The following is a 22,954-nucleotide window of genomic DNA, read 5'->3' as shown; positions in this document are numbered from 1 at the left end:
TGCCTTGTCGTTGACGTCGAGCGCTATAGGTGTTACCAGTAAGTAACATTCTGGAAGTTACAGACCGGTAACACCCTAGTCAAGAGGTGGCCGAGGGTTTTTTGGAAACGAAAGGAGATTGTGATGACAGACGGCGTCGTGGAGCGTTCTCGCCCCAGGGACCGGATCCTGGAGACGGCGCAGGATATGTTCCACAAGCATGGCATCAAGGGCGTGGGCGTCGACGCCATAACCGAAGCGGCCGGCACCAACAAGATGACGCTCTACCGTCACTTCGAATCGAAGGACGAGCTGATCATCGAATGCCTGCGAGCCACGGCCGCGAAAGCATCAAGGATATGGGACGAGTTCGAAGCTCAGCATCCCGGCGACAAGCTCGCGCAGTTGCATGCCTGGGTCCGCAAGGCTTCGGAAATGCTCAGCGCCGACTGTCGCGGCTGCGACATGGCCAACGCTGCCGTCGAGCTCAGCGAGACCGATCACCCGGCAAGGCGCGTTATCAAGGAACTGAAGGAAGCCCAGCGCGAAAAATTGGTCGCGCTCTGCCGTGACGCCGGCATCGGCCAGGCCGAGCTTCTTGCCGACACGCTGTCGCTGCTGCTCGAAGGCGCCCGCGTCTCCATGCAGAGCGTTGGCGCCGAAGGCCCGAGCGCGCAGTTCGTGCGTATGGCGGAAGGCTTGATCGGCTCGTTCCGGGCGCGCTGAAACGTCCCTCATCCGACCGCTTCGCGGCCGCCTCTGCACTATTTTCCGCACGGGCAAGAAAAAGCCCGCTGCCGGGAGGAGGTGGCAGCGGGCTCGATTTCGAACACGGCGTGGGAGGAGGATACACCGCATTCAGCGTCGGCATCACATCTGGGAGGAGGAGATGGCCGACACCCAGTAATTACGGTCTGCCCAATGATTCGGCAATTGCCAAACGTGCATAGCTGGTGTGCAGATTTGTGGGATCAATTATCAGACAAATCGGTGAAACGGACTGCCAGCGGGCAGCCGCCCGTTCACTGCACCGGCACGTTTTCCTTGAAGATCAGTCGCGGCTCGATGAATTTCTTGGTCAGGTATGGCGCCGATGAGGCGATCGATCCGAGCAGGCGGATCACCGATTGCTCGGCGATCAGCCGCGCATTCTGGTCGATGACGACGTCCACCAGGTCGTCGACCAGATAGCCGCGCGTTTCCTTGGTCAGGTCATGACAGATGAAGACGGGCTTCTTGCGTGGCCTGGATTCGAGCAGCGCCTTGGCCACGCCCGAGCGTCCGGCGCCGACGCAGTAAATGCCGAGCAGTTCCGGTTCGTTGTGCAGCGCCTTCATGGTCGCGGCATAGCTGGCATCCGGCTCGTCATTGCTCTCGACGGCGCTCGAGACGGTGAGGTTGGGGAATTCCTCGCCCAGCACCGATCGAAAACCCATCTCGCGCTCTTCATGGCCGCGATAGGAACGCGAGCCGACCACCATCGCCAGATGTCCGGTCCGGCCGCCGAGGAAGCGTCCCATCAAAAGCGCCGCCGTGCGTCCCGCCACCCGGTTGTCGATGCCGACATAGGCCGAGCGGGGTGCTGCCGGCACGTCGGAGACCAGCGTCACCAGCCGGATGCCGGCCTCGACCACCTCGCGCAAAATGTTGCGCGTGCGCGGATGGTCGACGGCGATCACGCCGACGCCGTTGGCCTTCAGCGAGAGATTCTCGACGGCGCCCTGCAGCGCGTCCGGCGCAATGCCGGCAAGGTTGTGGATGCGGCAGGAGGCGACCAGCGGCAGACGTGCCGCATAGTCCTCGATATGGCGGGCGAGGTCGATCATGAAGGCGTTGGAGCCGATCGGCAGGAAGAATTCCAGATGCGCCGGCCGCGACGGCAGCACGACCTGGTCGACGACCGGCAGATAGCCGAGTTGCTTGGCCGCCTCCATCACGCGCTGCCGGTTGGCGGCACTCGCGCCCGGCCGGTTGTTCAAGACCCTGTCGACCGTTGCGGTCGACAGGCCGCAGTTCCTGGCGATGTCGGATACCGTAGCTTTCATGGGTCCAGTCATAGGATCTGATGCAATCCCGTGCCAGATGAAGTCAGCCCTTGGATGGCGCACCGTCGGCGAGGGCGTCGCGGATCTCCTTGTCCGACATGCCGGTGATGACCCGCTCGACCTCGGCGACGGTGGTCTTTTTCGGATCGATGTCGTCAGCCACCACCTTGCCGCGGCGCATTACGACGATGCGGTCGACCACCTGGAACACGTGGTGGATGTTGTGGGCAATGAAGATGCAGGAGTGGCCGGAATCGCGCGCGTTGCGCACGAAACTCAGCACCCCTTGCGTCTCGGCGACGCCGAGATTGTTGGTCGGCTCGTCGAGGATGATCAGGTCGCTGTCGAAATGCATGGCGCGCGCGATCGCCACCGCCTGCCGCTCGCCGCCCGACAGCGAGCCGATCGGTGTCGTCGGCGGGATGTTCTTGGAGATGCCGACCTGTTTCAGCAGGTCGCGCGCCACCGTGTTCATCGCCTCCTGGTCCATGCGGTTCAAGAAGCGCGGCGATTTGATCGGCTCGCGCCCGAGGAACAGATTGCGGGCAATCGACAATTGCGTCACCAGCGCGGAATCCTGGTAGATGGTCTCGATGCCGTGCGCGATGGCGTCGCTGGTGTTGCGCAGCTGGACCTTCTGGCCGCGGATGAAGATGTCGCCGCTGGTCAGCGGCACCGCGCCCGACAGCACCTTGATCAGCGTCGACTTGCCGGCGCCGTTGTCGCCGAGCAGGCCGACGATCTCCCTTTCATTGACATGGAAGTTGGCGTCCACCAGCGCCTGCACGCGCCCATAGGACTTGCGGATGTGTTCCATGCGGATCAGCGGTTCGGCCATGGTTCTAGGTCCCTGCCTGGTGCCGGCGTTCGAGCCATGAATGCAGGGCCATCATGCCGAGGATGATGGCGCCGATGAAGATGTTGTAGGCAAGCCCCGGCACACCGATTAGCACGATGCCGTTGCGCATCACGCGCAGGATCAGGATGCCGAGCACGGTGCCGATGATGGTGCCGCGGCCGCCGGTCAGCGCCGTGCCGCCGATCACCACCATGGCGATGACTTCGAGCTCGTAGCCGGTGCCGCTGTTGGGATTGGCGGCCGAGGTGCGCAGCGAGGAGATGACGCCGGCAAGCGAGGCCATGAGCGACGACAGCACGAACAGGCCGATCTTGACGCGGCTGACGTTGACGCCGCGCGCGCGTGCCGCATTGGGGTTGCCGCCGGCGGCCTGGATCCAGTTGCCGGTGCGGCTCTGCGTCAGCACGTAACCCAGCGCGATCGCGGCGCCGATGAACCAGAACAGCGACGCGTAGATGCGAAACGGCCCGATATAGAAATCGCCGACCAGGATTTCCGCCAGCCAGCTGCCTTCGGCGCTCCAGGTGCGCTGCGGAAAGCCGTCGGTGACAAACAGCGCCGTGCCGCGCACGACAAGCAGCATGCCGAGCGTCACCAGGAAGGACGGGATCTTGAGCTGGGTGACGAACCAGCCGTTGACGAGGCCGATGAACGCCGCGACCACCAGCGCGATGACGAAGCCCATCTCCAGCGAGGTGACGCCGCCGTTGAACAGGGTCCACATCAGCACCGGTGAGAAGCCGAACAGCGAGCCGACGGAAAGATCGAATTCGCCCGATGTCATCAGCAAGGTCATGGCCAGCGCGATCAGTCCGAGTTCGACGGTGAAGGCCAGCGTGTTGGAGATGTTCTGCGGCGACAGAAAATCCGGGTTGATGCTCCAGAAGACGGCGATCTCGATGACCAGCAGCACCAGCGGGCCGAGTTCCGGCCTGGCAATCAGGCGTTGGACGAAGGAGTGATTTTCCACAGTGAGCCCGCGACGTGAAGGAATGGCTTAAGCCCGCGCGGCAGCAGGCTCGACGGAAAGAGAGCCGTGGCCGCAAAGCGGCCACGGCCTTTTGCGCGCAGATTATTTGCCGGACAGGATCTTGTCGTAAACGCCGGCGGTATCCTTCTCATAGAGCGCGCCGGTGATGACGTTGAAGCCCGGGGGAATGCCGCTGGCGGCCATGTTGGCCAGCGAAAGCGCCACATAGCTGGTCGCCTGCGGGTCCTGCCACTGCCCGGCATTGACGTAGCCGTTCAACACTTCCTGGGTGGTGTCGAGCGAGTTGCCCCAGCCGACGACCGGGATTTCGCCCGGCTTGATGCCGACCTGGTCGAACACGCGCTTGATCGAGCCGGTGACGAGGTCGCCGAGGCCGATGATCGCCTTCACCTTGCCCTTATGTGCGGTGAGATAGTCGACCATGCGGTTGATCACTTCGGCCTGGTCGAGGGTCGCTTCGGTCACCTCATAGGTGATACCGGCCGGCCCGAACACGCTCTTGATGCCTTCCTCTTCCTGCACGCCATAGGTGGCGCCGGGAACCTCGACCGGCATCCAGACGAAGTCGCCCTTCTTCACCAGGCCCTTGTCGACCAGATACTGCGCCCAGTGCTTGCCGAAGGTGACGTTGTCGCCGCCGACATAGGCGTTGAAATTCGCCTTCGGATCGGGCGTGTTGAAGTTGATGATCGGGATATTGGCCGCGCGTGCTTCCTTGACGATCTCGACAAGGCTGCCCGGATCGGGACTGGTGGTGACGATGCCGTCGGCCTTGGCCGATATGGCGGCGCGGACAGCCTCCTGCTGCGAGGCGACATCGCCGTTGTGGAACGAGGTGTTCACCTTGTTGCCGGTATCGGTCGCCCATTGCTTGGCGCCGGCGAGGAAGTAGGTCCAGACCGGATCGGCCGGGCCGCCATGCGAAATCCAGTAGAACGTCTTGGCTTCAGCCATCGCCGGAATGGCGAGCATGGCGACCAAGCCAAGCACAAGCAGTCTTAGCCTCGAAAGCATTCGATTTCCTCCCATGTTGAAAAACAGTTCCAAGTCATGCGCGATGCGATCGAAGACCGCATCTCCTGCCAGCGCCGACCGGGAGCTTTAGAGCATTCCCTTTTTCGACCGATGGCAAGCCTCCATCGCCAATGGATGTTGGCACAACAAAGCGCGCCATCAGCAATCCCATCAGATTGCATCAGCTGAGGTGATATTTTCCGGGGCAGCGGCGCCGTCTCACACCAGCTTGCCAGGGAGGCGCTGGACAATGTCGCTTGGGACGCGATGCTAGATCAGATTGGCTTTGGCGAGGTCCCGCATCAGATGGCTGGCGCCATAGGTCCAGTGCGGGCAGTCCGGCGACAGCCGCACCCGGTTGACCAGCGCGCCGAACTTTTCCGACGAGATGGTGACGATGTCGCCTATTTTGTGGGTAAAGCCCTTGCCCTTCTCGCCGCGATCCTTCGATGGCACGAACATGGTGCCGAGATAGAGCGCCAGCCCATCGGGATATTGGTGGTGCGGGCCCATGGCAGCCGCAACCAGTTCCTCCGGCGAACGGCTGATCTCGGCCATCGAGCTTGCGCCTTCCAGCGAAAACCCGTCCTCGCCTTCGACCTTCAGGCGCACCACTGCGTTTTTCACATCATCGATGGAGAATGTCTCGTCGAACAGGCGGATGAAGGGGCCGAGCGACGCCGAGGCGTTATTGTCCTTGGCCTTGCCGAGCAGCAGCGCCGAGCGTCCTTCGACGTCGCGCAAATTGACATCGTTGCCGATGGTGGCGCCGACGATGCGGCCCGAACTGTCGGCGATCATGGCGATCTCCGGCTCCGGATTGTTCCAGGTCGAGACCGGATGCAGGCCGACATCGGCGCCGAAGCCGACGGAGGCCATCGGCTGGCATTTGGTGAAGATCTCGGCATCCGGGCCGATGCCGACTTCCAGATATTGCGACCAGGCGCCGCGCGAAATCAGCTTGGCCTTGATCTCCATCGCTTCGGGCGAGCCGGGCTTCAGCTTCGACAGATCGTGGCCGATCAGCCCGGCGATGTCGGCGCGGATGGCGTCGGCCTTTTCGGCCGAGCCGCGCGCCTGTTCCTCGATGACCCGTTCGAGCAGGCTGACGACGAAGGTGACGCCGGAGGCTTTCACCGCTTGCAGGTCGACGGGCGAAAGCAGGATCGGCTTCGTCGCGTCGCGCTTGGCCTCAAAACTGTTCGCGGCGATCTCTTCAAGCGCGCCGATCGGTTTGCCCTTGGCTGAGCGCACATGGCCGGCCGGGTCCTTCAACCCGCAAAGGTCGCGCACGGTTGGCGCTGCTCTGGAGGTGATGTCGATGACCTGGCCGTCGCGCACCGTGACCACCAGCGGATGCGGAGCTTCGCTGGTCCTGGCGCGGCCAACGAAAAGGCCATCGGCGGGCAGGCGGGTCGGGTCGGTCATGGTCTTGTCCTCTCGATTGTCGCGCGGCACTTTCCCCGGATTTTGACCAAACGTCTATCCCGTTGATGGGATCGTTGATGGGCCAATGGGCGCGCTGTCTCACAGTCATCGCTCAAACTGGCCCAGTGAAGCGCACTTTCAAATTCATGAAATCAACAATAGGATTTTCACGAGTTCAGTCCGTAGGTGACCTCTTGCCCGCAGCCTTTTCCGATCCGATCTGGCAGAAGCCCAAAATAGCCCTGGCATTTGAGCGGGAGCTTATGGCAGGCGGCACTGTCGATGCGGTCATCGTCGGTGGCGGCATCATGGGCCTGTCGACCGCGTTGCATGCGGCCCGCGCCGGTCTGTCGGTGCAGGTGCTGGAGGCAGGTATGATCGGGCAGGGCGCCTCAGGCCTCAATGGCGGCCAGGTCATCCCCGGCCTGAAATACGATCCGGAATGGCTGATCGAGCACTTCGGCAGGGAGCGCGGCGAGGCCCTGGTCGATTTCGCCGCGTCGACGGCCGATGCCGTATTCGACCTGATCCGCGACGAGAAACTGGCGGTGCCGTTTGCGCGCAATGGCTGGATCCAGGCCGCCCACACCGAAACCGCTTTGACCGCGGCAGCGAACCGGGATCGCCAATGGCGGGCGCGCGGCGCCGACGTCAAGCTGCTCGACCAGGCCGAGATCGCGGCGATCACCGGCGCCAAAGGCTATCTCGGCGGCTGGCTCGATCGCCGCGCTGGCGTCATCGATCCGCTTTCCTACACGATGGAATTGGCGCGTGTTGCCACGGCGGCCGGCGCGAAGATCGCCGAACGGCAGAAGGTATTGAAGCTCAACAACGAGGCCGGCCTCTGGCGAGTTGCAACGGCAGGCGGAGCCGAGCTGCGCGCCAAGGCGGTCGTGCTCGCCACCAATGCCTATACCGACGGCCTGCTGCCCGGCCTGGCGCAGACGATCGTGCCGCTGCATTCCTTCCAGATCGCTACCGCGCCGCTGCCGGCCGACCTGGCTGCCACTGTCTTGCCCGGCGGCCAGGCCGTATCGGATTCGCGCCGCATTCTTGTCTACTACCGCAAAAGCGCCGATGGCCGGCTGGTGCTTGGCGGTCGCGGCCGCATGGCGCTGCCTTCCAGCCCCGCCGACTGGGCGCATTGCGAACGCGCGCTGCTTCGCCTCTATCCCGTCCTTGCCGGCATTGCGATCGAGAAACGCTGGTTCGGCCGCGTGGCGATGACGCCGGATCATCTGCCGCACCTGCACGAGCCCGAAAAGGGCCTCCTCGCCGTGGTCGGCTGCCAGGGCAGGGGTGTCGGCCTGATGAGCGCGCTCGGCAAGCGCATGGCGAGCTATCTGGCGACCGGCGACGCCACAGAATTGCCGTTCCCTCTCTCGCCGATCCGGCCAATCCCGTTCCATGCCTTCCGGCAGGTCGGCGTCGCCGCGACGATCGCCTGGTACCGGATGCTCGACGCATTCGAGCGCTGACGCTGAGCGCGTGCAGCGCACAAGCGATTCCGCTTGACAGTTTCATGAATATGAAAAAGCATTAGCCGATTTCAAAAATCGGATGGCAGCCCCAATAGGCAATAAGATGTCGATCATCGTTGCAGCGCGGCCATCGCCGGAAGCCCGCACTTCGCCGGCCTTCCGTTTCGCCATGCTGCTGCCGGGCGGATTGGTCACCTTCTTCCTGATCCTCTTCGCCCTCGGCCTGGTGATCTTCCTCGCCTTCAGGAGCAATGACGGCTCGCTGCTCGGCGCCGGCCTGACCGTTGAAAACTTCGTCACAGTGGCAACCGACCCGCTCTACTGGACGGTCACGCTGCGCTCGCTGGTCATCGCCGGTCTGGTGACGCTGGCGACCGTGGTCACTGCCTATCCGGTCGCGTATTACCTCGCCTTTCACGCCGATCGCCGCCGCAACCTGCTGCTCTTCCTGGTGACGCTGCCGTTCTGGACCAGCTACCTTTTGCGCGTCTTCGCCTGGAAGATCGTGCTCGCCTACAATGGCGTGCTGAATTCGGCGCTGATCGAAAGCCACATCTGGTCGGAGCCGACGCTGGCCTTCCTCAACACGCCGGCGGCGGTGGTCGTCACGCTCGCCCACGCCTACGCGCCCTTTGCTATCCTGCCGATCTATGTGGCGCTGGACACCATCCCGAAATCGCTGCTCGAAGCCGCCTCCGATCTCGGCGCGCGGCCGTTCACGTCGTTCCGGCGCGTCGTGCTGCCGAACTCGATGCCGGGCGTTTTGGCGGCAGCCCTCGTCGTTTTCGTGCCGACCGTCGGCGACTATGTCACGCCGGCCATGGTCGGCGGCCCGTCCAGCACCATGATCGGCACGCTGATCCAGTCGCAGTTCGGCAAGGCCAATGACTGGCCGTTCGGCGCCGCACTCTCGGTCTGCGTCATGCTGGTCATCCTGTGCGTGGTGCTGGTGGCGCGCGGCGCCGACCGCAGATTCGGCAGCCGCGCATGAGCGCGGCGCGCCTCGACACCAACGCGAGCGGCCGCTGGCTCGGCCTCTACGTGCTTGCCTATTTGGTCTTTCTCTATCTGCCGATCCTTTTGATCCCGCTGTTTTCCTTCAACAACTCGATCCAGGCGGCGTTCCCGCTGCAGGGCTTCACGCTTGAATGGTACAGGACGCTCTACGGCAATCCGGCGCTCTCCGGCGCGCTCGCCAACAGCCTGGTCATCGGGGCCATCGCCGCCTCGGGCGCGACGCTCTGCGGCATCACCGTTTCCTATATGGACCTCTACGGCCGCTCGCCGCTTGCCGCCGCGGTCAGCGCCATCGCCCGGCTGCCGATCCTCATTCCCGGGGTCATCGTCGGCATCTCGCTGCTGATCCTAGTCAACCTTATCGGCCTTGGACCTTCTCGCATCGCCATCGTGCTTGGCCATATCCTTGTCGCTCTGCCGACCACCGTGGTGGTGATGCGCAGCCGCTTCGCCGCCATTCCGAAGACCATTCGCGAGGCCGCGCTCGATCTTGGCGCCTCCGACTGGACGACGTTCCGGCGCGTCATGCTGCCGCTGAGTGCGCCCGCGGTGCTGTCGGCCTTCATGCTGGCTTTCCTGATCTCGTTCGACGAATTCATCGTCGTCTTCTTCCTTGCCGGCACCCAGCCGACGCTGCCGCTCTACATCTGGAGCCAGCTGCGCTTCCCCCGCTCGCTGCCGACCGTCATGGCGCTCGGAACGGTGATCCTGACTGTGTCCTTCATCATCGCCGGTATCGCCGAAATGCTGCGCCATCGGGGCCTCGGCGCCGCGCGCCGGCCAGCAACCGCTAATCCAGCCTGAACCACAACAAAGAAGAGGAGAACGAAAAATGACATTCCACCTGAAATCGGTCACTGGACACAAAGCCCGGGCGGGCTTTGCCGCACTTGCTCTGGCGCTGTCGTCGACTGTCGCATTGGCCGCCGACAAGCTGCAATACTTCACCTGGTCGGGCTATGAATTGCCCGACTTCAACAAGAGCTTCCTTGCCGCGCATCCGGACGGCGTCGAGGCCTCGATCTTCGGCGACGACGACGATGCCTTCACCAAAGTCAAGGCCGGCTTCCGGCCCGATATCGCGCATCCCTGCTACGACAAGGTGGCGCGCTGGAACAAAGAAGGGCTGCTGCAGCCGATCGACACCAAGCGCATCAAGAACTGGGATTCGATCTTCCCGGTATTCAAGAACCTGCCCGACCTGCAGGCCGGCGACGGCAAGGTATGGATGGTTCCTTGGGACTGGGGCAACACCTCGATCCTCTACCGCACCGATCTGGTGAAAAACCCGGAAGCGAGCTGGAAGCTGCTGTGGGACAAGCAATATGCCGGCCGCATGGCGACCATCGACGCCGTGCATGACACGCCGATCGTCGCCGCGCTGCTGGCCGGCGTCAATCCGTTCGACATGACGGCTGACCAGATGGACAAGGTGGCGGAAAAACTGCGCGAGCAGCGGCCGCTGCTGTCGAGCTACACGACAGATATGACTTCGGTGGAGCAGGCGCTGGCCAGCGGCCAACTGGTTGCCGCGATGACCTGGAACGCATCCGCCACATCGCTGAAGAAGCAGGGCGTGCCGGTCGAATTCATGAAGCCGAAGGAAGGCATGCTGACCTGGGCCTGCGGCTTCGTCATGCTGAAGGACGCCAAGAACGTCGACCTCGCCTATGACTTCATCAACAGCCGGCTCGATGCCGACTCCGGCAAGTTCCTGATCCAGTCCTATGGCTATGGCAGCTCCCTCTCCACAGCTTTCGCCGGCGTGTCGAAGGAGGAACTGGAGAAGCTACAGCTGCCGGCGGACCCGGAAGTGATGCTGAAGACCACCATCTTCACCGGACCGATGAAGCAGAATGACGATATGGCGAAAATGTTCGAGAAGGTGAAAGCAGGCGGGTGAGCGCTCTTGCCTTCTCCCCTTGTGGGAGAAGGTGGCCGCGAAGCGGCCAGATGAGGGGTGTTCCAGGGAAAACCAGCGTCTCACTCCGCTGGAACACCCCTCATCCGTCTCGGCGCTGCGCGCCGATCCACCTTCTCCCACAAGGGGAGAAGGAGAAAGCAAACGAGGATCATTGCATGGATGTTCTGGACGAAGCGGCGACAAAACCAAAGGACGATGCCGATATCCGCGTCGGCCGGCGCGTGCGGGCGCTGAGGCTCGAGCGCAAGCTGTCGCTGGCCGAGCTTGCCGCCAAGGCCGGCATCTCCATCGGCGCGCTGAGCCAGATCGAGCGCGGCATGTCATCACTGCGCGTCAAGGTGATCTGGCCGCTTGCTGCTGCTTTGGACATCGAGCCGTCGGCGCTGATCGCCGACGGCAATGACGCCGTCAACGACCTCTATTGCGTCCGCGCCGACAAAAGGCGCTCGATCCCGGTCAAGTCGGAAGGCATCGCCAAGGCGCTGCTGTCGCCGCCCGGCGCCACGCTTACCGGCATGCTGGTGACGGTCGAGGCCAGTGGCGGTACTGCCGAGGCTTATGCCCATGCCGGCCATGAATTCGGCTTGGTGATGACCGGCGAGGTCGAACTGGTGGTGGATGCGACCACATACACGCTCAAAGCCGGCGACAGTTTCGCCTTCAAGAGCACGCTGCTGCATGCCTTCCGCAACCCCGGCGCCGAGCGCTGCCAGATCCTCTGGGTCAACACCACCAGGCCGTCAGAGGTGCGCGATGGCGCCTGACGCACTCGTGCGGCTGGACGGGGTCTCGAAGGTTTTTCCTGGCGGCATCGTCGGCCTGGATTCGGTCGACCTCGACATTGCGCCAGGTGAGTTCCTGACCCTGCTCGGCCCTTCCGGCTGTGGCAAGACCACGAGCCTGCGCGTCATTGCCGGCTTCGAAAGCCCGACCAGCGGCAAGGTGCTGCTCGAAAGCCGCGACATCACGGCGCTGCGCCCCTTCGACCGCCCGGTCAACACCGTCTTCCAGGACTACGCGCTGTTTCCGCATATGGACGTCGCCGAAAATGTCGGCTTCGGCCTGTCGCTGCGCAAACTATCGGGCTCCGAGCAGGCCAAGCGCGTTGGCGAGGCGCTCGACATGGTCGGCCTTGCGGATAAGCTCGCTTCCCGCGTTTCCGAACTCTCCGGCGGTCAGCGCCAGCGCGTCGCGCTCGCCCGCGCCATCGTCTGCGAGCCGCGCGTGCTTCTGCTTGACGAGCCGCTGTCGGCGCTCGATGCGCATCTGCGCGAGCAGATGCAGGTCGAGCTGAAGCGGCTGCAGGCGAGCCTCGGCACCACCTTCGTCATGGTCACCCACGACCAGACCGAGGCGCTGTCGATCTCCGATCGCATCGTCGTCATGAATAAGGGCCGGATCGAACAGATCGCGCCGCCGGCAACGCTCTACGACCGGCCCGCGACCAAATTCGTCGCCTCCTTCATCGGCACCATGAACCTGCTGCAGTCCCGCTTCATCGGCCGCGACGGCGAGCGGCTGCGCTTTGCAGCCGGCGACCTGCTGCTGGAAGCCGTCTCGGAAGGCGGCGACCTGCCCGGCGAAGGCGACATACGCACCATCGGCGTACGTCCGGAGGATCTGCTGGCAACCACCGAAGCCGCCGCCGGAACCACGCCGGCGCGCGTCAGCGGCATCGTCTTTCACGGCCGCACGTTGCGCCTGCACGCCAGGCTCGGGCAGGGGACGCCGGTGGTGATCGATGCGCCGCGCCGCGCCGATGGTTTTCAATTCAGCGCCGGCGACGTGGCGCATATCAGCCTGCGGCGCGGCGCCAACTGTCCCATGCTCGCGAACTGATCTCCGTGGCGAGGCCGGCCGCTCACGACGCCTTGGCGAAAAACACCTGGTAGTCGGACTTGGCCTGCAGCAGCCGCAGGATGTTTTCGCGCGACCCGCGCACATGCGCACGGGCGCGCTCGCCAGCCAGCGCCACGTCGCCGGCGCAGATCGCATCGACGATGCCGCTGTGTTCCTCGCGGGTAAGCTTCCACTCGTCCAGCCATAAAAGCTCCGTCCAGACATATTGCTGGCACTTGTCGAGGATGCCGCAGAGCATGCCATGGAGCATCTCATTGCCGCTGATTTCGGCGATCACCCGGTGCAGGTCGATGCCGACCTGCAGTTCCTCGAATTTCTCCCGCGTGCTGCGGTCGGGGATCGCCGCCAGCCGCTCGCACTCGGCCAGCATCCCGCGCAGCCGCGCCTTGTCGGCGGCGGTGGCGTTGGCCGCCGCCAGCTCGGTGGCGCGTCCATCGAGCAATTCGCGAATATCGAAGGCCTCGCGGAACATGGTCAGGTTGAACTCGGTGACGACATAGCCCTGGCGCGGCCGGCCGACGACAAGGCCGTCGCGTTCCAGCCGGTTGAAGGCTTCGCGCACCGGCGTGCGGCTCACTTTCAGGCGCTCGGCCATGTCGCTTTCGGTGACGCGGGAGCCGGGCGGGATCTGGCCGGTGATGATCATCGCCTTCAGCGCCTCGAACACCGAGTCGCGCAGCGTGTTCTTTCTCTCCTTGCTCAAACGTCCCGCCTCCAACGGTCTATATGGATTCGCAGTCTAGTGCCTTTCAGCCCCTGCATGAACAGGACCAAATCGGGGCAAGCAAGCGCTCCGAACCGCCCCTTTTCCTGCCGCGGCCAAAAAGCACATGGCCCATGTTGACATCGGCTTCCGGTGAATTACACTCAAAATTGTATACAAATTCGCATACCAAAGCAACGATAATGGGAACACCGGTTGGAGAAGCGAAAATGACGAAGAGACTTTGCATTCACGGCATGGCCGTCGCCGGCCTGCTGGCGTCCGTCGCCGTTCCGGCGTCGGCCGCCGATACGATCACCGTCGCCTCATGGGGCGGCACTTACCAGGAGGCGCAGACCAAGGCCTTCTTCGATCCAACGGCCAAGGATCTCGGCATCACCATCAAGCAGGACACCACCAACGGCCTCGACGATGTGCGCCTGCAGGTCACCGGCAACGCCGTCAAATGGGACATCACCGAGCTTGGCGCCGACGAATGCGCGCGCGGCTCCAAGGAGGGCCTGTTCGAGAAGCTCGACTACAACGTCATCGACAAGAGCGGCATCAACCCGAAGCTTGTCCATGACGACTGGGTCGGCATCTCCTACACCTCGGTCGTGCTGATCTACCGGACCGATGTTTTCGGCGACAAGGGGCCGAAGACCTGGGCCGATTTCTGGGACGTCGAAAAATTCCCCGGTCGCCGCGCGCTCTCCGGCAGCCAGGCGACCGAAACGCTAAGCGTCGCCGCACTTGCCAAGGGCACTCCGATCGACAAGGTCTATCCGGTCGACATCGACGGCGCGCTGCAATCCGTCGACAAGGTCAAGGGCCATATCGACGCCTGGTGGACGTCCGGCGCGCAGGCCATGCAGTTGGTCAAGGATGGTGAGGTCGACATGGCGAGCATCTGGAACGGCCGCGCCGGCACCTTGAAGAAGCAAGGCGCGCCGGTCAGCTTCTCCTTCGACCAGGGCGTGCTGACCGCCGACTGCATGGTCATCCCGAAAGGCTCGAAGAACAAGGATGTCGCCATGAAGGCGCTGGCCAGGTTCGTCAGCCCCGAGCTCCAGGCCAATCTGCCGCTCTATGTCGACAATGGGCCGGCAAACGAGAAGGCCTTCGAGACCGGCAAGATCCCGCAGGAGCGGATCAAGGACATCAATTCCGCCCCTGAAAACGTCAAGAAGCAGGTACTGCAGGATCCTGAATTCTGGCGCGACACGCTCGTCGAGGCGACCGAGAAGTTCAACAACCTGATCCAGCAGTAGCGATCGGATCGGAGCGGTGTCTACGAGGCGCCGCTCCGCATCGTTTCGCGAAAAATGATCCGGAGTTGAAGGAGATGCTCTTGTCTCTCGCGCAGTCCGCGCTTCCCATCGGCATCAGCGGTATCGAGAAGCGCTTCGGCGGCGTGTCGGTGCTGCATGATCTCGGCCTCGACGTCGCGGCAGGCGAATTCCTGACGCTGCTCGGGCCGTCCGGCTCGGGAAAGACGACGCTGCTGATGATCCTGGCCGGCTTCGTGCGGGCGAACGCCGGCAGCATCAAGGTCGGCGGCGAAGAGATCATCGCCATGCCGCCGCACCGGCGCAACATCGGCATGGTGTTCCAGAACTATGCGCTGTTCCCGCACATGAACGTCTTCCACAACATCGCCTTTGCGCTGAAGCAACGCCGCGTTTCCATGACGGAGACCGTCGAGCGCGTCGAAAAGGCGCTGGATCTCGTGCAGCTGAAGGGGCTCGGCGAACGCCGCGTCGACCAGCTTTCAGGCGGCCAGCGGCAGCGCGTGGCGCTGGCCCGCGCCATCGTCTTCGAACCGCGCATCGTGCTGATGGACGAGCCGCTGTCGGCGCTCGACAAGGGGTTGCGCGAGCACATGCAGATCGAGTTGCGCAACCTGCACCGCCGGCTCGGCATGACGACTGTCTACGTCACGCACGACCAGCGCGAGGCGATCACCATGTCGGACCGCATCGCCGTCATGAATGCCGGGCGCATCGAGCAGATCGACCGGCCCGAGACGCTCTATGCCAGCCCCCGGACACGTTTCGTCGCCGGCTTCATCGGCGACTCCAGCTTCATCCCGGTCGAATGCCGCAATGGCAGCGCCTGGTACGAGGATAGGAAGATCCGCATGACGGCAGCGGCGCCGTCCTCCGGCAATCACCTCATGGTGGTGCGGCCGGAAAAGCTGCGCCTGGTCGCTGAGGCCGACCCGGCGGGCAATGTCAATGTGATCCCGGCCACGGTCGGCGACGTCATCTATCAGGGTGACAGCTTCGTCTGCTACGCAATGCTGCGCGATGGCCGCCAGCTGACTTTGCGCGACTATTGCCGCTCCGACGTGTTGGCGAAACTGCCGGCGCCCGGCGAGCCGGTCAATCTCGGCATAAATGCTGAGGACGTAGTGCTGGTGGCGGCCGACTGATGAGCATGCAATCCGTCAGTCTTCAAAATACCACCGCTGGCCGACTGGACAGGCCCCTCAACGCTGATGCTTTGCGCGCCGATGCGCGCCGGGAGGCGTTCGGGCTTCTGGCGCTCTTGTCGCCTGGCCTGTTGCTCGTCTTTGCCGTCATTATCGTGCCGATCGGCTGGCTGTTCTGGCTCTCGCTGTTTGACGAGACCGGGCAGCTCAGCGCTGCCAACTATGCCCGCTTCTTCGAGCAGGCGTCCTACATCAGGACCTTCGTCACCACCTTCAAGGTCGCCTTTGCGGTCACCAGCGCTTGCGTGCTGCTCGGCTATCCGCTCGCCTACATGCTGTCGCAGCTGCCGCGCCGCGCCGCCTCGATCTGCCTGATCTTCGTTATCCTGCCATTCTGGACCTCCGTGCTGGTGCGTACCTATGCCTGGCTCGTCATCCTGCAGCGCAAGGGCCTGGTCAACAGCTGGCTGATCGATCTCGGCGTGATCAGCCAACCGCTGCCGCTCGCCAACAATTTCGCCGGCGTCGTCATCGGCATGACGCATATCATGCTGCCGTTCCTGGTGCTGCCGCTCTATGCCTCGATGAAAACCATCGACACCGATATCCTGCGCGCCGGCATGAATCTCGGCGCCAGTCCGGCCGCTACCTTCCGCCAGATCTTCTTTCCGCTCTCGGTGCCCGGCCTTGCCTCGGGCGTGGTCATCGTCTTCGTGCTTTGCCTCGGCTTCTTCGTCACGCCTGCGCTGATGGGCGGGGGCAAGGTGATCATGTGGGCCATGCGCATGGAGCAGACCACCAGCCTCTATTCCAACTGGGGTGCGGGCGCAGCGCTCGGCGTGGTGCTGCTTGCCGTGACGCTGGCGCTGCTCGGCCTGTTCCAATGGCTGCTCGGCGCTCGCGCCACCGGCGTGTGGAGCGAGCGATGAGCGTCGAAAACAGTCTGCCGATATCGCACCGGCAAAGGCTCTGGCTCTATCTTCTCGGCGGCCTTGTGCTGCTGTTCCTCATCGCGCCGTCGGTCATCATCGTCATCATGTCCTTTTCCGGCTCGACGCTGCTGCAATTCCCGCCGCAGGAATGGTCGCTGCGCTGGTACGAAAGCTATTTCGGCTCGCTGGAATGGCGCGATGCCACCATAGTCTCGGTCAAGGTGGCGGTGATGACGATGATCGTGGCGACGCCGCTCGGCACCGCCGCAGCCTACGCCATCAACATCGGCACGCTCAGGCTGACCGGCGCCATCAACGCGCTGCTCACCGCATCGCTGATCATTCCGGTCATCCTGATCGGCATCGGCACCTTCTTCCTCTATGCCCGCATCGGCCTCAACAACACGCTGACCGGCCTCGTCATCGCACATACGGTGCAGGCCCTGCCGCTGGTGGTGCTGACCGTGCTGTCGGGCTTGCGGTCCTATGACATGAACCAGGAGAAGGTGGCGCGCAGCCTCGGCGCGAACCTTTTCTCGGCCTTCCGCCAGGTGACGATGCCGCAGATCCGCTTCTCGATCGTCTCCGGCGCGCTGTTTGCCTTCATCACCTCCTTCGACGAGGTGGTGGTTTCGCTGTTCATCTCGGGCGGCGAGACCACGACTTTGACGCGCCGCATGTTCAATGCGCTGCGCGACCAGATCGATCCGACGATTGCCGCCATTTCGACTTGCCTGATCGTTCTATCGATCGTCTTGTTGTCCGCCGCCCAGTTTCTCGGCCGCGGACGTTGAATGCAGGGATACCAATGCGTGACTTTCAGTTTCCAGGCCGCTCGCCGGTCCGTGCCACCGAGGCGATGGCCGCGACCTCGCACCCGCTCGCCACACTGGCCGCGATCGAGATGCTGCGCTCCGGCGGCAATGCCATGGACGCGGCGGTCTGCGCGGCGGCCGTGCAGGCGGTGGTCGAGCCGCAATCGACCGGCATCGGCGGCGACTGTTTTGTCCTCTATTGTCCGAAGGGCGACGGCAATGTGATCGCCTTCAACGGCTCCGGCCGCGCGCCCGCCGCGGCCACTGTCGACTGGTATCTGGAGAACGGCTTCAGCGAAGTGCCGAAGCAGGGTCCGCATGCCGTCACAATTCCCGGCGCCGTCGATGCCTGGTGTAGGCTGCTGCAGGATCACGGCCGCAAGGGCATCGCCGACGCGCTGGCGCCGGCCATCCACTACGCGGAAAACGGCTACGTCGTGCACGACCGCGTCGCGTTCGACTGGGAAGATCCGGAAACCGACCTGTCACTCGACGAGGTGGCGTCGCGCATGTTCCTGCCCGGCGGCAAGTCGCCGAAGGCCGGCGATGTCCATCGCCAGCCGGAACTCGCTGAGACATTGCGCATCATCGCCAGGAAAGGCCGGGCCGGTTTCTACGAAGGCGAGGTCGCGGAGGATCTGGTCGGGCGGCTTCGCGCGCTTGGCGGCCTGCACACGCCCGACGATTTCGCCGCCACCAAGGGCGATTACCGGACCGCGGTCAGCACCCCCTATCGCGGCCACGACATCCACCAGATGCCGCCGAACAATCAGGGGCTGACGGCGCTGCTGATGCTGAACGTGCTCTCCGGCTTCGAACTTAGCTCACTCGATCCCGACGGCGCCGAGCGCCTGCATCTGGAGATAGAGGCCGGCCGTCTGGCCTATCAGGACCGCGACAACCTGATCGCTGACCAAGACCATGTCGAGGTGCCGGTGAAGGAGCTGCTCTCCAGCGTCTATGCCGACCGGCTGCGCGCCGCGATTAACCCCGAGCGCGCCATGACCGATCTGCCGCGCCTCGATTTGCCGGGCAGCGATACGGTCTACATCACCATCGTCGATCGAGACATGAATGCGGTGAGCTTCATCAACTCGACCTATTATTCCTTCGGCAGTGGCGTCGTCGGTCCTAAGACCGGCGTGGTGCTGCAGAACCGCGGCACCAGCTTCCGCCTCGACCCAAAGCACCCAAACGCAATCGCACCCGGCAAGCGGCCGATGCACACCATCATGCCGGGCATGATGACCAAGAACGGCCGTGCGGTGATGCCGTTCGGCGTCATGGGCGGCGGCTACCAGCCCTTCGGCCATGTCCACCTTTTGACCAACATGATCGACTTCGGCATGGACCCGCAGCAGGCGCTGGATGCCGCGCGCGTCTTCTACAACCACGACGTCGTCGAGGCCGAGCGCAGCGTGCGTCCCGATGCCGCCGAGGGACTGCGCAGTCGGGGCCATCGCGTGGTCGAACCGGACCATCCGCTCGGCGGCGGACAGGCAGTGCTGATCGATTGGGAAAAAGGCACGCTGACCGGCGCCTCAGATCCGCGCAAGGACGGCCTGGCGCTCGGCTATTGAGCAGCCCTTTGCTGGACATCGGCCGATCGTTCGAAACATAGTCTGGGACCATGACAAACAGCGAAAACGCCACCGATCTTGCCCATCGCCTTGCACCCGGCGCCGACGACGCGCCGGCGATTTCCGCGCCTGACCGGACAACGCTGACGCATGGCGGGCTGCGCCGCCTGATCCGCGACACCGCCGCGCGCCTCAACGCGCTTGGCATCGGCCGTGGCGACCGCGTCGCCATCGTGCTGCCGAATGGCCCGGAGATGGCGGCGGCCTTCATCGTGGTGGCAGCGGCGGCTTCCACCGCGCCGCTCAATCCGGCCTATCGCACCGACGAGCTGGATTTCTATCTGACCGACATCGGCGTCAAGGCGATCCTCGTCGGCAAAGACGAGGCCGGTCCCTCGGTCGAGGTTGCTGAACGCCTCGGCATCCCCGTGCTGCGGCTGGTGGTGCCGGGCGGCGCGCCGGCCGGCGTCTTCACGATCGAGGGCGACCCGGTCGCCCCGCCTGTTTCGTCGGGTCTGGCCGAGGACGGCGACACGGCACTTCTGCTGCACACTTCCGGCACTACCTCGCGTCCAAAGCTGGTGCCGCTCAGCCACGCCAATCTCGCCGCATCCGCCGGGCATATCGGCGCGACGCTCGGCCTGACCCCGGCTGATCGCTGCCTCAACATCATGCCGCTTTTCCACATCCACGGGCTGATCGCGGCGGTGCTGTCCTCGCTTGCCGCGGGCGGCAGCGTCTGCTGCACGCCCGGCTTCAACGCACTGCGCTTCTTCCAGTGGCTGAGCGAGGCGAAGCCGAGCTGGTACACGGCGGTGCCGACCATGCACCAGGCGATCCTGCCGCGTGCCGCGCGCAATCCGGAACAATTGGCCGAAGCGAAACTCCGCTTCATCCGCTCGTCTTCGGCATCCTTGCCGGCGCAGGTGATGGCCGAGCTGGAGGCTACCTTCCGCTGCCCGGTGATCGAGGCCTATGGCATGACCGAAGCTGCGCACCAGATGGCGTCCAACCGCTTGCCGCCCGGCCAGCGCAAGCCGGGCAGCGTCGGGGCTGCAGCAGGGCCGGACGTGGCCGTCATGGCGCCGGACGGGCGGCTGCTCAATGCCGGCGAGATCGGCGAGATCGTCATTCGCGGGCCCAACGTCACCGCCGGCTACGAGAAGAACCCGGACGCCAATGCCAGCGCCTTCGCCCATGGCTGGTTCCATACCGGCGATCAGGGCGTGCTCGACGGGGACGGCTATCTGCGCGTCACCGGGCGGTTGAAGGAGATCATCAACCGCGGCGGCGAAAAAATCTCGCCGCTCGAGGTCGACGGCGTGCTGATGGATCATCCGGCGGTGGCGCAGGTCGTCACCTTCGCCATGCCGCATGACAAGCTCGGCGAAGAGGTCGCGGCGGCCGTCGTGCTACGCGAAGGCATGACCGTCGGCGAGGCCGACATTCGCGGCTTTGCCGCTACCCGGCTCGCCGACTTCAAGGTGCCGCGCAAGGTGGTGATCCTCGATGAGATCCCGAAAGGCGCCACCGGCAAGTTGCAGCGCATCGGCCTCGCTGCGAAACTCGGTCTCGGCTGATGCGCGTCACTGTCTTTGGCGCCGGCGCGATCGGCGGCTATCTCGCCGCCAAGCTCGCGATCGCCGGTCGGGTCGATCTGTCGGTCGTGGCGCGTGGCGCCCATCTCGATGCGGTCAAGGCCGAAGGGCTCAAGCTGATCGAGGACGGCAGGGAAACGGTCGCATCGGTCAAAGCCGTTGAGCGGGCCGAGGAACTCGGCGCCCAGGACTATGTCGTGCTGGCGCTGAAGGCGCATTCGCTGGCGCCGGCGCTCGAGCAGATCGCGCCGCTGCTCGGGCCGGACACGGCCGTCGTCACCATGCAGAACGGTGTTCCGTGGTGGTATTTCTACAAGGCCGGCGGCGCGCTCGAAGGCACGCGGCTCGACGCGGTCGATCCGGGCGGCGCGATCTGGCGCCGCATCGGCCCGCAGCGCGTCATCGGTTCCGTCGTCTATCCCGCCGTCGAGGTCGGCGCGCCGGGCCTGATCCGCCATGTCGAGGGCACGCGCTTTTCGCTCGGCGAGCCGTCGGGCGAAAAGAGCGAACGGGTGACCGCGCTTGCCCGCGAAATGGTCAAGGCCGGGTTGCAAGCGCCGGTGCGCGAGGACATCCGCTCGGAGATCTGGGTCAAGCTATGGGGCAACCTCTCCTTCAATCCGATCTCGGCGCTCACCGGCAGCACGCTCGCGGCAATCGTCGCCGATGAAGGCACGCGGGCAGTCGTCCGTTCCATGATGTTCGAGGCGCAGGCCATCGGCGAAAGCCTCGGCGTGCGTTTCCTCATTCCCGTCGACCGGCGCATCAAGGGCGCCGGCGATGTCGGCGAGCACAAGACTTCGATGCTGCAGGATCTGGAACGCGGCCGCCTGGTGGAGATCGACGCGCTGGTGACAGCGGTGCAGGAACTGGGACATCTTACCGGCCAGCCGACGCCGACCATCGACAGCGTGCTGGCGCTGGTGCGGCGGCTCGCGATCGAGCGCGGATGCTATTCGTCCTTGTAGTTTGTTCCCCATTTGTTCTATTATATTCGGATCCTTGGATGAAAAGTCCGAAAGGGATCAGCCATGGACGAGCTGCCTTCATTCGGGATCGGCAAAAACGGCCAAACATTCTTCCGCTGGGGCGAACCCGACCTGCACCGGAACGACCGGTTGTTCTTCGCCATTCTTCTGGAGAGCACAGTTGCCCTCCCGTTGGAGGAGCGGGCTGCTGTTTGGCAACGCGACCTGCAATTGCGTGGCAAACTCATCCCAGCAAAACAGATGCATATCTCTCTTGTCGGTCTCGGCGATCACGACGGATTGCCAAGGCCCCTGGTCGATGCCGCCTGCTGCGCAGGTGCCCTTGTCCGGGCTCATGCGTTCAATGTCTCCTTCGATCGCTTGTCGGCATTCGGTGGTGGGGCGCTGGTGCTGCGCGGCAGTGACGGAATCCCGCCGCTGCAGACCTTTTGGCGCAGCTTGGGCGCCGTGCTTATCGACAGTCCGCTAAAACCTTTTGTTGCGACTTCGTTCGAACCTCACATCACGCTGCTGCGTGACAAGGCGCGTGTTCCGAAAGTTGACGAGCGGCCGATTGAGCCGATTGGCTGGACTGTGCGGGACTTCGTCCTCATCCATAGCTTCCTGCGGCAGGGCCGATATCAGATCTGTGGCCGCTGGCAATTGAGCAGTCAGGACGATGTCCTGGCCGTCATGTGAGTACCCCAACGCGCCGTCATCATACCTTTGCAAAACTGACCGTTCATCCTGACACGAATTGTCACCTGTGGAGCCGCCTGGCGGTGGCCGGCCAGCAAGTGCTTTCCTATCTGGAAGGTGCTGCCGCGAAATACAACGCCGACGACATCGTCAGCTATGAGGCGATGGAAGGACCGATGGCCGTCTGCAACGGCAAGGAGGCCGTCAGGCAGAAGAGCCAGTGGTGGCAGGAAAACAACGAGGTCCATGGCGGCTCTGTCGAGGGACCTTATGTCAACGGCGACCAGTTCGCACTGCGCTTCAAGTTTGACATAACACCCAAGGCGACAGGCGAGCGCGTCACCATGGACGAGGTCGGCCTGTACACGGTCAAGAACGGCAAGATTGCCGAAGAGCGCTTCTACTATTGAGGCCGGAAGGTCGACCGGCTTCAGCGAGCGTTGCTCATTGAAAGTCAGGCATGGCGGCCGGGACGAATGTCCCTGGCCGCCATGTAAGCATCCGACATCGTCTTCACGTGATCGGCCAACTCGCCGAGCACCATGGTCCAAGGGCTGCAAAGCGCTGGCAAAGCGGGCAGGGCAGGCCTAGTTTTCAGTCAGATTCGAAGATCCATCTCCGAGGTCT

At 63.9% G+C, this 22,954-nt stretch carries 22 protein-coding genes; 16 read left to right on the top strand and 6 right to left on the bottom strand.

Annotation, left to right across the window (positions count from 1 at the left end; translation table 11 throughout):
* The first annotated feature begins 123 nt into the window (after positions 1-123).
* Positions 124-705, top strand: a complete 582-nt coding sequence (locus FJ974_RS24920) for a TetR/AcrR family transcriptional regulator (protein ID WP_140533210.1) — start codon at positions 124-126, stop codon at positions 703-705.
* Between the two features lie 296 nt (positions 706-1,001).
* Here the strand turns inward: FJ974_RS24920 and FJ974_RS24915 are convergent, their stop codons facing one another.
* From FJ974_RS24915 to FJ974_RS24895, 5 genes are all read right to left on the bottom strand, one after another.
* Positions 1,002-2,024 (bottom strand): LacI family DNA-binding transcriptional regulator, encoded by a 1,023-nt coding sequence (locus FJ974_RS24915; RefSeq protein ID WP_140533211.1) that lies wholly within the window; start codon positions 2,022-2,024, stop codon positions 1,002-1,004.
* Between the two features lie 43 nt (positions 2,025-2,067).
* Complete coding sequence (locus FJ974_RS24910) at positions 2,068-2,862, bottom strand: ATP-binding cassette domain-containing protein (protein ID WP_140533212.1); 795 nt, start codon at positions 2,860-2,862, stop codon at positions 2,068-2,070.
* 4 nt (positions 2,863-2,866) lie between these two features.
* Complete coding sequence (locus FJ974_RS24905) at positions 2,867-3,853, bottom strand: ABC transporter permease (protein WP_140533213.1); 987 nt, start codon at positions 3,851-3,853, stop codon at positions 2,867-2,869.
* Between the two features lie 102 nt (positions 3,854-3,955).
* Positions 3,956-4,888: a substrate-binding domain-containing protein gene (locus FJ974_RS24900; RefSeq protein ID WP_140533214.1), complete on the bottom strand. Its 933-nt coding sequence runs from the start codon at positions 4,886-4,888 to the stop codon at positions 3,956-3,958.
* 270 nt (positions 4,889-5,158) lie between these two features.
* Positions 5,159-6,316: a fumarylacetoacetate hydrolase family protein gene (locus FJ974_RS24895; RefSeq protein ID WP_140533215.1), complete on the bottom strand. Its 1,158-nt coding sequence runs from the start codon at positions 6,314-6,316 to the stop codon at positions 5,159-5,161.
* 194 nt (positions 6,317-6,510) lie between these two features.
* Here FJ974_RS24895 and FJ974_RS24890 point away from each other — a divergent pair, with 194 nt between their 5' ends.
* The 6 genes from FJ974_RS24890 (at position 6,511) to FJ974_RS24865 (ending at position 12,577) form a co-directional block, all read left to right on the top strand.
* Positions 6,511-7,794 (top strand): NAD(P)/FAD-dependent oxidoreductase, encoded by a 1,284-nt coding sequence (locus FJ974_RS24890; RefSeq protein ID WP_140533216.1) that lies wholly within the window; start codon positions 6,511-6,513, stop codon positions 7,792-7,794.
* Between the two features lie 106 nt (positions 7,795-7,900).
* Entirely contained in the window at positions 7,901-8,788 is an 888-nt protein-coding gene (locus FJ974_RS24885) for an ABC transporter permease (RefSeq protein ID WP_140533217.1), read from the top strand.
* On the top strand, positions 8,785-9,618 hold the full coding sequence (locus FJ974_RS24880; protein ID WP_140533218.1) for an ABC transporter permease: 834 nt from the start codon (positions 8,785-8,787) through the stop codon (positions 9,616-9,618). Before FJ974_RS24885 ends, FJ974_RS24880 begins: the two co-directional genes overlap by 4 nt.
* Before the next feature lie 28 nt (positions 9,619-9,646).
* Positions 9,647-10,717, top strand: coding sequence for an ABC transporter substrate-binding protein (locus FJ974_RS24875; protein WP_140533219.1), 1,071 nt, complete (start codon positions 9,647-9,649; stop codon positions 10,715-10,717).
* A 176-nt stretch (positions 10,718-10,893) separates the two neighbouring features.
* Positions 10,894-11,502, top strand: coding sequence for a cupin domain-containing protein (locus FJ974_RS24870; RefSeq protein WP_140533220.1), 609 nt, complete (start codon positions 10,894-10,896; stop codon positions 11,500-11,502).
* The gene (locus FJ974_RS24865) at positions 11,492-12,577 is read left to right on the top strand and encodes an ABC transporter ATP-binding protein (RefSeq protein WP_140533221.1); all 1,086 of its coding nucleotides are present in this window, start codon (positions 11,492-11,494) and stop codon (positions 12,575-12,577) included. The genes FJ974_RS24870 and FJ974_RS24865 overlap by 11 nt, the downstream gene beginning before the upstream one ends.
* A gap of 22 nt (positions 12,578-12,599) precedes the next feature.
* Here FJ974_RS24865 and FJ974_RS24860 read toward each other — a convergent pair whose 3' ends face one another.
* Positions 12,600-13,301 carry a GntR family transcriptional regulator gene (locus FJ974_RS24860; RefSeq protein WP_181177114.1) on the bottom strand — a complete coding sequence of 234 codons (702 nt, stop codon included), beginning with the start codon at positions 13,299-13,301 and terminating at the stop codon, positions 12,600-12,602.
* Between the two features lie 230 nt (positions 13,302-13,531).
* On the opposite strand from FJ974_RS24860, the gene FJ974_RS24855 reads away from it, so the two are divergent.
* From FJ974_RS24855 to FJ974_RS24815, 9 genes are all read left to right on the top strand, one after another.
* Positions 13,532-14,572 carry an ABC transporter substrate-binding protein gene (locus FJ974_RS24855; RefSeq protein WP_140533223.1) on the top strand — a complete coding sequence of 347 codons (1,041 nt, stop codon included), beginning with the start codon at positions 13,532-13,534 and terminating at the stop codon, positions 14,570-14,572.
* An 80-nt stretch (positions 14,573-14,652) separates the two neighbouring features.
* Complete coding sequence (locus FJ974_RS24850) at positions 14,653-15,735, top strand: ABC transporter ATP-binding protein (RefSeq protein ID WP_140533245.1); 1,083 nt, start codon at positions 14,653-14,655, stop codon at positions 15,733-15,735.
* Positions 15,735-16,664, top strand: a complete 930-nt coding sequence (locus tag FJ974_RS24845; protein ID WP_181177115.1) for an ABC transporter permease — start codon at positions 15,735-15,737, stop codon at positions 16,662-16,664. The genes FJ974_RS24850 and FJ974_RS24845 overlap by 1 nt, the downstream gene beginning before the upstream one ends.
* Entirely contained in the window at positions 16,661-17,461 is an 801-nt protein-coding gene (locus FJ974_RS24840; protein WP_140533224.1) for an ABC transporter permease, read from the top strand. The genes FJ974_RS24845 and FJ974_RS24840 overlap by 4 nt, the downstream gene beginning before the upstream one ends.
* 14 nt (positions 17,462-17,475) lie before the next feature.
* Positions 17,476-19,062: a gamma-glutamyltransferase gene (gene ggt, locus FJ974_RS24835; protein ID WP_140533225.1), complete on the top strand. Its 1,587-nt coding sequence runs from the start codon at positions 17,476-17,478 to the stop codon at positions 19,060-19,062.
* Positions 19,063-19,112: 50 nt separating this feature from the next.
* Entirely contained in the window at positions 19,113-20,642 is a 1,530-nt protein-coding gene (locus tag FJ974_RS24830; protein ID WP_140533226.1) for an acyl--CoA ligase, read from the top strand.
* Positions 20,642-21,628 (top strand): 2-dehydropantoate 2-reductase, encoded by a 987-nt coding sequence (locus tag FJ974_RS24825; RefSeq protein WP_140533227.1) that lies wholly within the window; start codon positions 20,642-20,644, stop codon positions 21,626-21,628. Before FJ974_RS24830 ends, FJ974_RS24825 begins: the two co-directional genes overlap by 1 nt.
* Before the next feature lie 63 nt (positions 21,629-21,691).
* A complete protein-coding gene (locus FJ974_RS24820) occupies positions 21,692-22,327 on the top strand; it encodes a 2'-5' RNA ligase family protein (protein ID WP_140533228.1) in 636 nt (211 codons plus the stop codon).
* Between the two features lie 83 nt (positions 22,328-22,410).
* Positions 22,411-22,737, top strand: coding sequence for a nuclear transport factor 2 family protein (locus tag FJ974_RS24815; protein WP_226891379.1), 327 nt, complete (start codon positions 22,411-22,413; stop codon positions 22,735-22,737).
* Positions 22,738-22,954 lie beyond the last annotated feature (217 nt).

The organism is Mesorhizobium sp. B1-1-8, from assembly GCF_006442795.2.
Lineage (GTDB): Bacteria > Pseudomonadota > Alphaproteobacteria > Rhizobiales > Rhizobiaceae > Mesorhizobium.
The sequence above is the reverse complement of the archived record's forward strand: the minus strand, read 5'-3'. Positions and strand labels throughout refer to the sequence as shown.

Excerpts from the sequence above, each read along its gene's own strand:
- FJ974_RS24880 (WP_140533218.1), top strand. The coding sequence starts at position 8,785 with ATGAGCGCGGCGCGCCTCGACACCAACGCGAGCGGCCGCTGGCTCGGC.
- FJ974_RS24910 (WP_140533212.1), bottom strand. The coding sequence starts at position 2,862 with ATGGCCGAACCGCTGATCCGCATGGAACACATCCGCAAGTCCTATGGG.
- FJ974_RS24845 (WP_181177115.1), top strand. The coding sequence starts at position 15,735 with ATGAGCATGCAATCCGTCAGTCTTCAAAATACCACCGCTGGCCGACTG.
- FJ974_RS24900 (WP_140533214.1), bottom strand. The coding sequence starts at position 4,888 with ATGCTTTCGAGGCTAAGACTGCTTGTGCTTGGCTTGGTCGCCATGCTC.
- FJ974_RS24885 (WP_140533217.1), top strand. The coding sequence starts at position 7,901 with ATGTCGATCATCGTTGCAGCGCGGCCATCGCCGGAAGCCCGCACTTCG.
- FJ974_RS24825 (WP_140533227.1), top strand. The coding sequence starts at position 20,642 with ATGCGCGTCACTGTCTTTGGCGCCGGCGCGATCGGCGGCTATCTCGCC.
- FJ974_RS24855 (WP_140533223.1), top strand. The coding sequence starts at position 13,532 with ATGACGAAGAGACTTTGCATTCACGGCATGGCCGTCGCCGGCCTGCTG.
- FJ974_RS24865 (WP_140533221.1), top strand. The coding sequence starts at position 11,492 with ATGGCGCCTGACGCACTCGTGCGGCTGGACGGGGTCTCGAAGGTTTTT.
- ggt (WP_140533225.1), top strand. The coding sequence starts at position 17,476 with ATGCGTGACTTTCAGTTTCCAGGCCGCTCGCCGGTCCGTGCCACCGAG.
- FJ974_RS24820 (WP_140533228.1), top strand. The coding sequence starts at position 21,692 with ATGGACGAGCTGCCTTCATTCGGGATCGGCAAAAACGGCCAAACATTC.
- FJ974_RS24840 (WP_140533224.1), top strand. The coding sequence starts at position 16,661 with ATGAGCGTCGAAAACAGTCTGCCGATATCGCACCGGCAAAGGCTCTGG.
- FJ974_RS24875 (WP_140533219.1), top strand. The coding sequence starts at position 9,647 with ATGACATTCCACCTGAAATCGGTCACTGGACACAAAGCCCGGGCGGGC.
- FJ974_RS24920 (WP_140533210.1), top strand. The coding sequence starts at position 124 with ATGACAGACGGCGTCGTGGAGCGTTCTCGCCCCAGGGACCGGATCCTG.
- FJ974_RS24915 (WP_140533211.1), bottom strand. The coding sequence starts at position 2,024 with ATGAAAGCTACGGTATCCGACATCGCCAGGAACTGCGGCCTGTCGACC.
- FJ974_RS24895 (WP_140533215.1), bottom strand. The coding sequence starts at position 6,316 with ATGACCGACCCGACCCGCCTGCCCGCCGATGGCCTTTTCGTTGGCCGC.
- FJ974_RS24870 (WP_140533220.1), top strand. The coding sequence starts at position 10,894 with ATGGATGTTCTGGACGAAGCGGCGACAAAACCAAAGGACGATGCCGAT.
- FJ974_RS24830 (WP_140533226.1), top strand. The coding sequence starts at position 19,113 with ATGACAAACAGCGAAAACGCCACCGATCTTGCCCATCGCCTTGCACCC.